Raw genomic sequence first — 14,129 nt, forward strand, 5'->3', positions numbered from 1 at the left:
CCCAGACATGGCCACAGAACGACCGATCACCCACCTGCTGGTCGCCAACCGGGGCGAGATCGCCCGCCGGGTCTTCCGCACCTGCCGGAGCCTGGGCATCGCGACCACCGCCGTCCACTCCGACCCGGACGCGGACGCCCCGCACGTCCGTGAGGCGGACACCGCCGTGCGCCTGCCCGGCGCGGCGCCCGCCGACACCTACCTGCGCGCCGACCTGGTCGTCCAGGCGGCGCTCGCCGCCGGCGCCGACGCCGTCCACCCCGGCTACGGCTTCCTCTCCGAGAACGCCGGCTTCGCGCAGGCCGTTCTGGACGCCGGCCTCACCTGGATCGGCCCGCCACCGGCGGCGATCGCCGCGATGGGCTCAAAGACCGAGGCCAAGCGGCTGATGGCCGCCGCCGGAGTGCCGGTCCTGGACGCCGTCACCGACCCCGTCGAGGCCGACCTGCCGCTGCTGGTCAAGGCGGCCGCGGGCGGCGGCGGGCGCGGCATGCGGGTGGTCCGCCGGCTGGACGAGGTGGCCGGGCAGCTCGCCGCCGCCCGCGCCGAGGCGGCCAGGAGCTTCGGCTCCGACGAGGTCTTCTGCGAGCGCTACCTGCCCACCGGCCGGCACGTCGAGGTCCAGCTGCTCGCCGACGCGTACGGCACCGTCTGGGCGGTCGGCGACCGTGACTGCTCCCTGCAACGGCGGCACCAGAAGGTGGTCGAGGAGGCGCCCGCGCCGGGGCTCCCGGAGCGGGTGCGGGAGGAGCTGCACGCCGCCGCGGTCAAGGCCGCGCAAGCGATCGGGTACGTCGGCGCGGGGACGGCGGAGTTCCTGCTGGCCGAGGACGGCCGGTTCTACTTCCTGGAGATGAACACCCGCCTCCAGGTCGAGCACCCGGTGACCGAGGCCGTCACCGGCGTCGACCTGGTCGCGCTCCAACTCGCCGTCGCCGAGGGCGGGAAGCTCGTCGGGCCGGCGCCCGAGCCGGTCGGCTGTGCGATCGAGGCCCGGCTCTACGCGGAGGATCCGGGCAGCGACTGGCGGCCTGCGACGGGCACCGTCCACCGCCTCGAACTCCCGCTGTCGCACACAGAGTTCGGCGGTGACGGGCCGACCGGCCTGCGGCTGGACTCCGGTGTCGGGAACGGCGACGAGGTCACCGTGCACTACGACGCGATGCTGGCGAAGGTGATCGCCTGGGCACCGACCCGGTCGGCCGCCGCCCGGCGGCTGGCCGACGCGCTCGCCCGGGCCCGCATCCACGGGCCCGCCACCAACCGGGAGTTGCTGGTGCGGACGCTGCGGCACCCGGCGTTCCTGGCCGAGCGGCTGCACACCGGATTCCTGGCCGAGCACGCGGCCGAACTCACCGCCCGGGACGGCGCGCACACCGCGCTCGCCGCCCTGGCCGCCGCCCTCGGCGATGCGGCGGCCCACCGCACCCCGTTGCCGTCGGGGTGGCGCAACCTCCCCTCCCAGCCGCAGGTCAAGCGCTACCGCGCCGACGACGGAACCGAGTTCGAGGTCCGCTACCGGATCACCCGCGACGGACTGGCGGCCGAGGGCCACCCGGACACGGCCCTGCTCGCGTCCTCCGCGGAGCGGGTCACACTGCGGACCGGCCTGCTCCGCCACACCTTCGACCTGGCCCGCCACGGCGACCGGGTGTTCGTCGACAGCCCCGGCGGCTCCACCGTGCTCACCGTCCTGGACCGCTTCCCCGACCCCGCCGCCGACACCGACCCGGGTGCGCTGCTCGCCCCGATGCCCGGCACCGTCGTCCGGACGGCCGCCGCCGTCGGCGACACCGTCACCGCCGGCCAGCCACTGCTCTGGTTGGAGGCGATGAAGATGGAGCACCGCGTCACCGCCCCCACCGACGGCGTCCTCGCCGAACTGCGCGCCGTCCCCGGCCAGCAGGTCGAACTCGGCACCCTGCTCGCCGTCGTGCAGCCGAAGTCGTAGGCACGCGCCGGGGGGAGCCCGTGCGTGCGGCAGAACCCAGGCGCACCGCCGCCCGGACGCACCGCCGCACCCGGACGCACCGCCGAAGCCGTCAGCACTGCCGCACCCGTGAGCACGCGCCCGAACCCGTACCTGCCGCCGGACCCACGCCGGCCGCCCGAACCCACGCCTGCCGCCCGAACCCGCACCTGCGGCCGGGAGCCGCAGTCACCCGCCCCGTCAGCCGACCCCGCCCGGAAGGACCGGAACATGTCCGCACCGCGCACCACCCCCGGAAGCCCGTTGATCGAGAGCCCCGAACGCCAGGACCTGCGCCGCGCCGTGGCCGGCCTCGGCAACCGCTACGGCTCCGCGTACTACCTCGCAAAGGCTCGCGCCGGCGAGGCCGCCGAGGAGCTCTGGGCCGAGGCCGGCAAGGCCGGCTACCTCGGCGTCAACCTGCCCGTCGAGTACGGCGGCGGGGGCGGCGGCATCACCGACCTCGCCATCGTCCTGGAGGAACTCGGCACTGCGGGCTGCCCGTTGCTGCTGCTGATCGTCTCGCCGGCGATCTGCGGCACGGTCATCGCCCGCTACGGCACCGAGGAGCAGAAGCGGCAGTGGCTGCCCGGGCTCGCCGACGGCACCCGGAAGATGGCCTTCGGCATCACCGAGCCCGACGCCGGCTCGAACTCCCACCGCATCACCACCATCGCCCGCCGCGACGGCGACGACTGGCTGCTCACCGGGCGCAAGGTGTTCGTCTCCGGCATCGACCACTGCGACGCCGTGCTGTTCGTCGCCCGTACCGAGGACGCCCGCACCGGCAAGCTCAAGCCGGCCCTCTTCGTCGTCCCGCGCGAGACCCCCGGCTTCGAGTACCGGCCCATACCGATGGAACTCGTCGCGCCGGAGAAGCAGTTCCAGGTCTTCCTGGACGACGTCCGGCTGCCCGCCGAGGCGCTGGTCGGTGACGAGAACGCCGGGCTGCTCCAGCTCTTCGCGGGCCTCAACCCCGAGCGGATCATGACGGCCGCCTTCTCGCTCGGCCTCGCCCGCCAGGCCCTGGGCAAGGCCGTCGGGTACGCCAAGGAGCGCACCGTCTGGTCGACCCCGATCGGCGCCCACCAGGGCCTCGCCCACCCGTTGGCCCAGTGCGCGGTGGAGATCGAACTGGCCCGGCTGATGACCCAGAAGGCCGGGCTGCTCTACGACGCGGGCGACGACCACGCGGCCGGCGAGGCGGCCAACATGGCCAAGTACGCGGCCGGCGAGGCCGCCGCCCGGACCGTCGACCAGGCCGTGCAGACCCTCGGGGGCAACGGCCTCACCCAGGAGTACGGGCTGGCCACCCTGCTGGCCGCCACCCGGGTCGGCCGGGTGGCGCCGGTCAGCCGGGAGATGGTCCTCAACTACGTGGCCCAGCACACCCTCGGCCTGCCCAAGTCCTACTGACGGGCCGCCGGGCGGACCCTCCACCCGACCCCTCGGGCAGGCCGTCACGCAGGCCGTCACGCGGCTGTCACGCCGACTGTCACGCCGGCCGTCACGCCGACTGTCACGCCGGCCGGCGCCGCCGGCCACCGGGACTCCCTCAGCGGACGGAGGAGAGATGGGCGAAGACCACGGTGTTGGACTCGTAACCGGTCTTGCGGTCGAACTTGCCGCCGCAGGTGATCACCCGCAGTTCGGGACGGTCGGTCGCGCCGTAGACCAGGGCGTCCGGGAAGTCCTTCTTGGCGAACACCCGCACGTCGTCGATGGTGAACACCGCTGTCCGCCGGTCCTGGCGGAGCACCTCGACGGTGTCGCCCGGGCGCAGCAGGCCCAGCCGGTAGAAGACGGCCGGCCCGGTGCGGTTGTCGGCGTGCCCGATGGTGAGCGCGTTGCCGGCCGCCCCGGGGGTGACGCCGTCGCGGTACCAGCCGGCCAGGTTGCGCTGCTCCATCGGCGGGGTGGCCAGGTGTTGGGCGGAGTCGAGGCCGAGGCCCACCAGCGGGGCGTCCACCTTGATGGCCGGGATCCTGATCCGGGTGGGCGTCGACGCGGGCAGCGGCGCCGGCGCGGGCTTGGCGGGCCCCGGGAGCGAACCCGGGGAGGGCACCGGGGCCGTGCCCGGGAGCGGACCGGGGGAGGGCGCCGGGGCGGCGGCCGGAGCGGGAGGCAGCGGCGGGCCTCCGCTGCCCGCGCTCCCGTCCTGCACGAGCCACGCCCCGGCGGCCACCGTGACGGCGACGGCCCCGGCCGTCAGACGGCCGGGGCCCAGCGCCGCGGCGCGGCGGTGCCGGGCGTCAGGACTCGGCATTGCGTCCGGCGCGCCGGCGCAGCGAGCGGACGCCGAACCACGCCGCCGTGGCGATCAGCGCCGAGCCGCCGAGCATCTCGGCGGTGTTCGGCCCGGAGGTGCCGCCACCACCGGTGCCGACCCCGCCGTGCGGTCCGCCGTGCGACGGGGAGGGGCTGGACGAGGGGGAGGGGCTGTGCGAGGGGGAGGAGCTGGAGGAGGGGCCGCCGTGGCCGCCCACCGACGGGGACGGCGAGGGGCTCGCCGACGGCCGGGGCGATCCGGACGGCCTGGGCGACCCGGACGGCGATCCGGACGGTGATCCCGAGGGCGAGGGCGACCCGGACGGCGACGGCGAGGAGGTGGCGCACTGAACGTCGAACACCTTGTGCTTGGCGCTGCCGTTCTCGCCGACGAAGGTCCAGTTGAGCCGGTAGTGCCCGTTCGGGAGGCTGTAGGTGGACGTCGTCCCGCTGCCGTTGGTCAGTACCACCGACCCGGCCAGGACCAGCGCGTTGCCGGTGGGCGGCTGCTGCTCGATGGTCCAGTTGACGAGCGTGACGGTGTCGAAGTCGAAGGCGTCGAGGTAGAACTGGCAGACCTTCGGGTCCTCGCTCCGGCTGTCCGGCGCGGTGACGCTGTCGTGGACCTTGACGTCGCCGTTGTCGCCCGGTGCGGCCACCGCGAGCGGCGCGGCGCCGAACGTCAGTGCGGCCGCCGCCGCGGTGGCGGCGAGCAGCGGACGAGGGGACGGCAGAAGGGCAGTGGTTCTCACGGTGGGGTGCTCCCTGGTCGGGGACCGCCCTCGGGGGCGGGCGGGCCATGGGCCGAGGGTGGTCCGGGCCGCTGGGGGCGGCAAGCACGCCACGCGCGCTTCCCCCGCCCTTCGTCACAATGGCGCATCACGCCGCCACTGTCCGTATGCTCCTGTCCGCGCATGCGGCCCGCCGGCCCTCCGGGACCACCCGTGCGAGGTCGGACTGTGCGTCAACTACCCATGAGGAGGCACGCCTTGGTGTTCCACAGCGAGTTCCCGGACGTCGGCGTCGTGGACCTGCCGATCCACGACGCGGTGCTCGGCGACGCCGACCGGTACGGTGACCGCCCGGCCCTGGTCGACGGCGTCACGGGGGAGACGGTCAGTTACGCCCGGCTCGCCACGGCCGTGCGCCGGGTGGCCGCCGGACTGGCCGAGGCGGGGGTGCGCCGGGGCGACGTGGTGGCCCTGTTCAGCCCCAACACGATCGGCTACCCGATGGCCCTCTACGGCGCCACCCGGGCCGGTGCCACCGTCACCACCGTCTCCTCCCTCGCCACCCCGGGCGAGCTGGCCGGCCAGCTCGCCGACAGCGGCGCCCGCTGGCTGATCACCGTCTCGCCGTTCCTGTCCACCGCCCGGCAGGCCGCGGAGAAGCTCGCCGCCGAGGGCCGCTCGCTGGCCGAGCTGATGGTGCTGGACGGCGCCGAGGGCCACCGTTCGCTGGCCGACCTGCTCGCCTCCACCGGCCCCGACCCCGAGCCCGCCATCGACCCCGGCAGCGACATCGCCGTGCTGCCCTACTCCAGCGGCACCACCGGCCTGCCCAAGGGTGTGATGCTCACCCACCGCTCGATCGCCACCAACCTGGCCCAGACCGACGCGCTGTTCCACCCGGGGGAGGGCGAACGGATCCTCGCCGTCCTGCCCTTCTTCCACATCTACGGTCTTTCCGCCCTGCTGAACCAGCCGCTGCGGTGCGGCGCCACCGTCGTGGTGCTGCCCCGCTTCGACCTGGAGCAGTTCTGCCGCACCATCGAGGAGCAGCGCGTGCAGGCCCTCATCGTGGCCCCGCCGATCGCCCTCGCCCTCGCCAAGCACCCGGTCGTCGACCGCTTCGACCTCTCCTCGGTCGAGTACCTGCTCTGCGCGGCCGCCCCGCTGGACAACGAGCTGGCCGCCACCTGCGCCCGCCGGCTCGGGCTTCCGCACGTCCTCCAGGGCTACGGCATGACGGAGCTGTCGCCCGTCTCCCACCTCGTCTCCCCGGCGGAGACCGACCCCTCGCCCGGCTCGGTCGGCCGGATGGTGCCCTCCACCGAGCTGCGGGTCGCCGCCCTCGACGGCACCGACGGGGACCTGGGCCCCGGCGAGCGGGGCGAGCTGCTGATCCGCGGCCCGCAGGTGATGAAGGGCTACTTCGGCAGGCCCTCCGACACCGCCGCCACCGTCGACGCCGACGGCTGGCTGCACACCGGCGACGTCGGGTACGTGGACGAGCGCGGCTACCTGTACATCGTCGACCGGGTCAAGGAACTGATCAAGTACAAGGGGTACCAGGTCGCACCCGCCGAGCTGGAGGCCCTGCTGCTCGGCCACCCCGGGATCGCCGACGCCGCGGTGATCGGCGTCACCGACGCGGAGGGCACCGAGAGCCCGAAGGCCTTCGTGGTCCGCGCCCCGGGCAGCACGCTGACCGAGGAGGAGGTCACCGCCTTCGTGGCCGGTCGGGTCGCCCCGTACAAGAAGGTGCGCGCCGTGGAGTTCGTGGACGCCGTGCCGAAGTCGCCCGCCGGCAAGATCCTCCGCCGCGAGCTGCGCGCCCGCGAGGCGGCCGGCGAGGCGGCCCGCTGACCCCGCACGCTGACCCGGCCCGCTGACGCCGCCCGCCACCGTCCACGCCGCAATGCCCCGCCGGCCCCCCGCCGGGCCCCGCCCGCCGTGCCGGGCCCGGCCGTGGGGAGGCACCCGAAGATCTGCGAGGATCGACCCCGCCGAGCCGCCGCACGAACAGGACCAGCCGCCGCCGATGACCACCCACCCCGCCGCCCGGACCCCGCAGCAGGACCGCAGCCGCGCCACCCGGCAGCGGCTGCTCGCGGCGGCCGTCGACTGCCTCGCCGAGGTCGGCTGGAACGGCTCCACCGTCGGCGTCGTCGCCGAGCGCGCCGGCGTCTCCCGCGGCGCGGCCCAGCACCACTTCCCGACCCGCGAGGACCTGTTCACCGCGGCCGTCGAGCACGTCACCGTCGAGCGGCTGGCGGCCGTCCGCGCCCACGCGGACGAGCTGCCCGCCCCCGGGCCCGCCCGTACCGAGGCCGTCGTCGACATGATCGTGCGCCTCTACACCGGTCCTCAGTTCCGCGCCGCCCTGCACCTGTGGGTCGCGGCCGCCACCGAGGAGCCGTTGCGCGAGCGGATCATCGCGCTGGAGGGCCACGTCGGCCGGGAGGCCCACCGGGCCGCCGTCGAGTTCCTCGGAGCCGACGAAACCGTGCCCGGAGTGCGCGAAACGGTCCAGGCCACCCTCGACATGGCGCGCGGCCTCGGACTGGCCAACCTGCTGACCGACGACAGTGCCAGACGATCCGGAGTGATCAGGCAGTGGGCAAGCGTTCTTGAGGGTACGCTGCGGCCGGTACGCCCATGACGCCCGTACACCTGGACGACCGGAACCTCCCCTGACCAAGGGGTCGCCGGGCGGCCGATGTCCGTGCAGTCTGGAGAAGAACCCGGCCGGCACGGACCGCGATGCCCGCCCGGCCGGGCACGAGCCGAACCGGGGTGCTGCCTGATCATGCACGGACACGAGTGGGATGCGACCGACGCCGCCGGCCCCGCACCGGGTGGAGCCCCCGCACGCCTGGACGGCCATCGACTCGTCCCGCTCGCCACCGCCCTGCTCCAGGACGACGGCCTGATCCTGCACTGGAGCGAGGACGCCGAGGCGCTGCTCGGCTACCCCGCCGACGAGGCCGTCGGCAGCTACGCGGCCCGGCTCTTCACCGACCGGACCGACCGCCCCGAGGTGCTCGCCCTGTTCGAGCGCATCCTGAGCGGCAAGGGCTGGTCGGGGGTCTTCCAGGTCCGCCACCGCGACGGCCACCTGGTCGAGCTGGAGCTGCGCACCTACCCGATCGCCGGCCCCGGCGGCACCCTGCTGCTGCTCGCCACCGCCTCCGACACCGAGGCGCTGCACCGCGTCGAGGCCGACCTCGCCGTCCTCGACGGCATCTTCGGCCAGTCCCCGATAGGCATGGCCGTCTACGACACCGACCTGCGCTACGTGCGGCTCAACGAGGCGCTCGCCCGGATGAACGGCGTCCCCGTCGAGGATCACCTCGGCCGCCGGATCAGCGCCGTCCTGCCCGGCATCAACAGCGCCGAGATCGAGCAGACCATGAGACAGGTGCTCATCACGGGCCGGCCCGTGGTCGACGCCCGTTCGCACGGCCGCGTCCCCGGCGACCCGCGCCGCGACCGCGCCTGGTCCGCGTCCTACTTCCGGCTGGAGGACTCCACCGGCCGGGTCTTCGGCGTCTGCTCCTCGATCATCGACGTCACCGAACGCTTCCAGGCCGAGGCCCGCGCCTCCCGGGCACAGGAACGCCTCGCCACCATCGCCGAGGCCACCGCCCGGATCGGCACCACCCTCGACCTCCAGCGCACCGCGGAGGAGCTGATCGAGGCCGTCGTCCCGCGGTTCGCCGACTTCGCCACCGTCGACCTGCTCGAACCCGTCCTGCGCGGCGCCGAGCCGACGCCCATCCCGGACGACCGCTCCGTCCAGCTGCGGGCCGTCGCCGTCGGCGAGTCCTACGAGTCCGGCCTCGTGCACGCCGTCGACACGGTCGGCGAGGTGACCGAGTACGCGCCCCAGCGCAGCTACACCCAGTGCCTGCGCAGCGGCCGCCCCCTGGTGCGCGCCCACGTGGACGAGGAGGTGCTGCGCGGCCTGGTCGCCACCCCCGAGCGGGTCGGGCCGGGCATCGAGGCCGGCATCCACTCGTACCTGATGGTGCCGATGGCCGCGCGCGGCATGGTGCTGGGCGGCGCCGAGTTCATCCGCATGCGCAACCCCGAGCCGTTCACCGCCGCCGACGTCGCCCTCGCCGAGGAGCTGGTCGCCCGCACCGCGCTCGCCATCGACAACGCCCGGCTCTACCGGCGCGAGCGCGAGACCGCGCTCACCCTGCAGCGCAGCCTGCTGCCGCAGGAGATCCACCGCACGCTCGGCCTGGAGATCGCCTACCGCTACCTGCCGAGCAGCGTGGTCAGCGAGGTCGGCGGCGACTGGTTCGACGTCGTCCCGCTCTCCTGCGGCCGGGTGGCGCTGGTGGTCGGCGACGTGATGGGCCACGGCATCCGGGCGGCCGCCACGATGGGCCAGCTGCGCACCGTCGCCCGTACGCTCGCCACCCTGGACATGCCGCCCGAACAGGTGCTCACCCGGCTGGACGAGACCGCCTCCGGCATCGGCGAGGGCCAGTTCGCCACCTGCATCTGCGCCGTCTACGACCCGCTGGAGCGCACCGTGCAGGTCGCCTCGGCCGGCCACCTTCCGCCCGTCTGGGTCGGCCCCGACGGCACCGCCCGGAGGGTGGAGGTCCCGCCGGGCGTGCCGCTCGGCGTCGGCGGCGTCGCCTTCGAGTCGATCGAGTTCGCCCTCCCCGAGGGCGGCATGGTCACCCTCTACACCGACGGCCTGGTCGAGCGGCGCGGCCAGGACCTCGACGACGGCATCGACCTGCTGGCCCGCACCCTCTCCGGCCCCGGCCGCACCCTGGAGGAGAGCTGCGACGCCGTCCTCGGGGCGCTGGTCACCGACGGCACCGAGGACGACATCGCGATGATCATGGCGCGGGTGCTGCCGCTGCCCGCCGACCGGATCGCCACCCTCCCGCTCACCGGCGGTGGCCGGCTCCCCGGAAAGGCCCGCCGCTTCACCCGTGCCACGCTCGACGGCTGGGGCCTGTCGGCGCTCTCCGACTACGCGGAGCTGCTGGTCAGCGAGCTGGTCACCAACGCCCTGCTGCACGCCGACGCCCCGCGCCGGCTCCGCCTCTTCCGTGACCGGGTGCTCACCGTCGAGGTCGCCGACGCCGGCGGGCAGACGCCCCAGCTGCGGCCGTTCGCCGAGCAGGACGAGGGCGGCCGCGGGATGTTCCTGGTCAGCGAGCTCGCGCAGCGCTGGGGCAGCCGGCTCACCCGGGACGGCAAGGTGGTCTGGGCGGAGCTCGAACTGCCCTTCGGAACGGTCTGAGGGCGGTCCGGCGCGGCCCGGCTCGGCCCGGCTCGGGCCGACCCGGGCCGACCGGAGCCGACGCCCCCGGCCGTGTCACACCCCGGCCGTCACACCCCGGCCGTCACACCCCGGCCGTCACACCCCGGCCGTCACACCCCGGCCGTCACACCCCGGCCTTCTCCGGGACGGGGGTCTCCTGCGGCGCGGCGTCCGCGGTGTCCGCGGTGGCGCGCGCCAGGCCGCGCAGCAGGCGCCAGGCCAGGGCCGACGCGGCCAGCAGCAGCGCACCGGCCAGGACCGCCGCCACGTTCATGCCGTGCACGAAGGCGTCGCGGGCGCTCGCCAGCAGCGGGCCGGCCAGCGTCTCCGGCAGGCCGTGCGCCGCCTCGACCGCCCCGCCCAGCGACTCGCCCGCCCGGACGGCCGCCTCGGGGTCGGTGCCGGCCGGCACGGCCAGCCCGCCCGCGTACAGCGAGCCGACCACCGATCCGACCAGCGCGATGCCGAGTGCGGTGCCCAGCTCGTACGCGGTCTCGGAGACCGCGGAGGCGGCGCCGGCCTTGTCTGCGGGCGAGGCGCTCAGCACGAGGTCGGCGCCGAGCGTGTAGACCACGCCCTCGGCGGTGCCGACGATCAGGAAGGCGGCGGCCAGCAGCAGGTACGTGGTGTCCTGGTGCACCCAGCCGATCAGACCGATGCCGGAGCCCATGGCCAGCAGGCTGACGGTCAGGGCGGCCCGGGCGCCGGTGCGACGCGCCAGCCGGGCGGTGAGCAGCCCGCCGACCACGGCGCCGGCGAAGGCCGGCAGCTCCGCCAGGCCCGCCCGGAGCGGGTCGTACCCACGGACCAGCTGCAGGTACTGGGAGGTCACGAAGACCACGCCCGAGAGCCCGATCAGCGCGGTGAGCGAGGCGAGCACGGCCGCGGTGAACCGGCGGTCGGCGAAGAGCCGGACGTCGAGCAGCGGGGTGGGCAGCCGCAGCTGGCGGCGGACGAAGACGGTCAGCGCGGTGGCGCCGAGCACGGCCGCGACCGGCACGTCCCAGCGGGCCACGCCGTGCGCGGCGGCCTCCTTGATCGCGTAGACCACGCCGATCACGCCGGCCAGCGACAGCAGCACGCTCAGCACGTCCCAGCGGCCCGGCTTCGGGTCCCTGGACTCGGGCAGCAGCCAGGCGCCGAGGACCAGCAGCAGCACCAGCACCGGGATGTTCAGCAGGAACACCGAGCCCCACCAGAAGTGCTCCAGCAGCACCCCGCCGACCACCGGGCCGAGTGCGGCGCCGGCGGTGGCGGCCGCGCCCCAGATGCCGATCGCGGTGGCCCGCTCGCGGTCGTCCGGGAAGAGGCTGCGGATCAGCGACAGGGTGGACGGCATGATGGTCGCCCCGGCCACGCCGAGCAGCGCCCGGGCCAGGATCAGCCAGCCGGCGCTGGGCGAGTAGGCGGCCAGCAGCGAGGCGGCACCGAACGCGGTGGACCCGGCCAGCAGCAGCTTCTTGCGGCCGATCCGGTCGCTCAGCGAACCCATGCTGACCAGCAGGCCGGCCAGCACGAACGAGTAGGCGTCGCCGATCCAGAGCAGCTGGGTGCCGCTGGGGCGCAGCGTCTCGCTGATCGAGGGTATGGCGAGGGAGAGGACGGTCGCGTCGACGGCGACCAGGGTGACGGCCAGGACGAGGACGGCGAGGCCGGTCCAGCGCTGGCGGGGGCTGGCGAGGACGGTACTGCTCATGGGTATCGGTTTCCGGCCGCGGTTCCGTGGCCTGTGATCCGAGGTGCTGTGAGGGTGGGTGGGAGCGGTGGAGCGGTGGAGCGGTGGAGCGGTGGAGCGGTGGGGTACGGGGCCGGCGCGGCTACGGGCGGCGCAGTGCGCCGCCGAGGAAGAGCTCGGCGAGCGAGAACGCGGCGTCGCGCGGGGCGAGTCGGCCGTCCTGGATGGCCCAGCCGATGCCGGCGACGAGGTCGAAGAAGGCCTCGCTGAGCCAGCCGGCGGAGAGCTCGACGCGGAAGACGCCCTGCTGCTGGCCGCGCAGGAAGAGCGCGTGCAGCCGGGAGATCTGCGACTCCCAGAGCTCGTTGATCTCGTCGTCGTCGTAGAGCTGGTTCTCGCCGGCCAGGAAGGCGCAGAGCGCGGCGTCCGGGACGGTGACGTCGACCAGACGGCGCAGCGCGGTGTGCGCGTCGCCGTCCTCGACCGCGGCGGCGTCCAGCGCGGCCCCGAACCGCTGCAGCCCGAGCAGGCCGACCTCGCGGATCAGCGCCTCCCGGCCGGGGAAGAGCCGGTGCAGGGTGGCGCGGCTGATGCCCGCGGCGCGGGCGATCTCGTCGAGGTGGGCGGTGGGTCGGCGGGAGAGCACGCCCACGGCGGCTTCGAGGACGGAGTCGCGGTCGGTGGCCATAGAACGACTGTACATCAATTGAGACATGGATGTCTCAATCATTTCGCAGATGACTCACCTGAGGCAGGTGGGTCCGGTGGGCCCGGTGGGTTCGGTGTGCCCTGTGAGCCCGGTGAGCCCTGTGAGCCCGGTGAGCCCGGTGCGAAGGCGGCGATCAGGTCCGGCGTGAAGGCAGCAAAAAACCGGGGACGGCGGTGGGCCGTCCCCGGTCGTGCGCGCTGCGGCGCCCCGTCCCGGTGGTGCTCAGCTCTGGTTGTAGAAGCCGGTGTCGTCCAGCGGGCGGTCGATCACCATCACCTCGACGTCCGCCGGGGTGAGCAGGAAGACCCGGCGGGCGATCCGCTCGATGCCCCCGCGGGTGCCGAAGATCAGGCCGGAGGCGAAGTCGACCATGCGCTTGGCCTCGGCCTCCTCCATCTCGGTGAGGTCCATGACCACCGGCGTGCTGGCCCGGATGTGCTCGCCGACCGTCCGGGCGGCCTCGAAGCCCGTCGGCCGCAGGGAGACGATCTTCGTGGGAGCGGGGGAGGACGACACCGTCTCCTGCTCGATCCACTCGTCGTCGTACACCGCGGCCGGGTAGTTCCCGGAGGGCATCAGCCACCCGTTGTGGTGCTCGTCGCGAAGTGCTCCCATGCCGCGCCTCCCTGCCTCGTTCCGTTCAGGTCCCCCGGTGCGCGTGTCCTTTTGACACGTCATCCACTCGTCGGAACTGTCCGAGTATCGCACTGATCACCGGTCCCGTGCCCGCTCGCGACCCCCGTACGAGTCGTGCCGCGCCGGAAACCCGGGCGAACCCGGGCAACTGTTGCGACGCAGCGGAACGGCGGACGGTTGCGCGCGTAGACCATATCGGTCTCGGTCACCCCTTAATTGACCTTCTGTCAACAATGCGGAAACGATTTCACTCGCCGGTTGCGCCGTCCACCAGCTCCCGCAGCAGATCGGCGTGGCCGTTGTGCCGGGCGTACTCCTCGATCATGTGCACCAGGATCCAGCGGAGCGTCACCTGCTCGCCCCGGCGGTCGCGCTTGCCCACGGTCTCCAGCGGCAGGCCCTCGCAGGCGGCGCGGGCGGCCGTGATCTGGTCCTGCCAGGCGGCGAAGTCCGCCTCGGCGTCCGCGGTGTCGACCAGGTCGAAGTCGCCGTCCGGATGCTGCTCGCTCCAGTAGAGGCCGCCGGGGCCGGTCTCCTCGCCGAGCAGGATGGCGCGGAACCAGAAGCGCTCCACCTCGGCCATGTGCCGGACGAGGCCGAGCAGGGAGAGCGAGGACGGCGGGACGGAGCGCAGCCGCAGCTGGTCGGCGGTCAGGCCCTCGCACTTGACGGCGAGGGTCGCGCGGTGGAAGTCCAGCCAGGCGGTCAGCATGGCGGTCTCGTCCGCGGCGAACGGGGGTTCGGACCGGGTGGTGGCGGTCGTCACAGGGCTTGTCATGGCGGTCATCCTGGCGCAGGGGTGCCGCGGAAGCCACCGAATAGCCGGCGTGCGCCGGGGTGCGGCGGGCGCGGGC

11 protein-coding genes are annotated in these 14,129 nt (G+C 74.4%); 5 read left to right on the top strand and 6 right to left on the bottom strand.

Annotated features, from left to right (window positions below; genetic code table 11):
- Positions 1–7 precede the first annotated feature (7 nt).
- A complete protein-coding gene (locus tag ACFC1F_RS11900) occupies positions 8–1,951 on the top strand; it encodes an acetyl/propionyl/methylcrotonyl-CoA carboxylase subunit alpha (protein WP_376157454.1) in 1,944 nt (647 codons plus the stop codon).
- Positions 1,952–2,200: 249 nt separating this feature from the next.
- Positions 2,201–3,385 carry an acyl-CoA dehydrogenase family protein gene (locus ACFC1F_RS11905; RefSeq protein ID WP_376157456.1) on the top strand — a complete coding sequence of 395 codons (1,185 nt, stop codon included), beginning with the start codon at positions 2,201–2,203 and terminating at the stop codon, positions 3,383–3,385.
- Between the two features lie 139 nt (positions 3,386–3,524).
- On the opposite strand, the gene ACFC1F_RS11910 is transcribed toward ACFC1F_RS11905, so the two are convergent.
- Entirely contained in the window at positions 3,525–4,235 is a 711-nt protein-coding gene (locus ACFC1F_RS11910) for a class F sortase (protein WP_376157457.1), read from the bottom strand.
- Positions 4,222–4,989, bottom strand: a complete 768-nt coding sequence (locus ACFC1F_RS11915; protein WP_376157459.1) for a hypothetical protein — start codon at positions 4,987–4,989, stop codon at positions 4,222–4,224. The genes ACFC1F_RS11910 and ACFC1F_RS11915 overlap by 14 nt, the downstream gene beginning before the upstream one ends.
- A gap of 237 nt (positions 4,990–5,226) precedes the next feature.
- Between ACFC1F_RS11915 and ACFC1F_RS11920 the strand changes: the two genes are divergently transcribed.
- From ACFC1F_RS11920 to ACFC1F_RS11930, 3 genes are all read left to right on the top strand, one after another.
- Positions 5,227–6,825: a 4-coumarate--CoA ligase family protein gene (locus ACFC1F_RS11920; protein WP_376157461.1), complete on the top strand. Its 1,599-nt coding sequence runs from the start codon at positions 5,227–5,229 to the stop codon at positions 6,823–6,825.
- 175 nt (positions 6,826–7,000) lie between these two features.
- The gene (locus ACFC1F_RS11925) at positions 7,001–7,621 is read left to right on the top strand and encodes a TetR/AcrR family transcriptional regulator (RefSeq protein ID WP_209414165.1); all 621 of its coding nucleotides are present in this window, start codon (positions 7,001–7,003) and stop codon (positions 7,619–7,621) included.
- Between the two features lie 147 nt (positions 7,622–7,768).
- On the top strand, positions 7,769–10,234 hold the full coding sequence (locus ACFC1F_RS11930) for a SpoIIE family protein phosphatase (protein ID WP_376157462.1): 2,466 nt from the start codon (positions 7,769–7,771) through the stop codon (positions 10,232–10,234).
- A 145-nt stretch (positions 10,235–10,379) separates the two neighbouring features.
- On the opposite strand, the gene ACFC1F_RS11935 is transcribed toward ACFC1F_RS11930, so the two are convergent.
- The 4 genes from ACFC1F_RS11935 to ACFC1F_RS11950 form a co-directional block, all read right to left on the bottom strand.
- The gene (locus ACFC1F_RS11935; RefSeq protein ID WP_376157463.1) at positions 10,380–11,951 is read right to left on the bottom strand and encodes an MFS transporter; all 1,572 of its coding nucleotides are present in this window, start codon (positions 11,949–11,951) and stop codon (positions 10,380–10,382) included.
- 121 nt (positions 11,952–12,072) lie between these two features.
- Positions 12,073–12,618: a TetR/AcrR family transcriptional regulator gene (locus ACFC1F_RS11940; RefSeq protein ID WP_245205308.1), complete on the bottom strand. Its 546-nt coding sequence runs from the start codon at positions 12,616–12,618 to the stop codon at positions 12,073–12,075.
- Between the two features lie 243 nt (positions 12,619–12,861).
- Entirely contained in the window at positions 12,862–13,254 is a 393-nt protein-coding gene (locus ACFC1F_RS11945; RefSeq protein ID WP_209414169.1) for a cell division protein SepF, read from the bottom strand.
- Between the two features lie 268 nt (positions 13,255–13,522).
- On the bottom strand, positions 13,523–14,062 hold the full coding sequence (locus ACFC1F_RS11950) for a DinB family protein (RefSeq protein ID WP_376157465.1): 540 nt from the start codon (positions 14,060–14,062) through the stop codon (positions 13,523–13,525).
- Positions 14,063–14,129: the final 67 nt, after the last annotated feature.

The organism is Kitasatospora sp. NPDC056181 (assembly GCF_042266225.1).
Taxonomy (GTDB): Bacteria; Actinomycetota; Actinomycetes; order Streptomycetales; family Streptomycetaceae; genus Kitasatospora.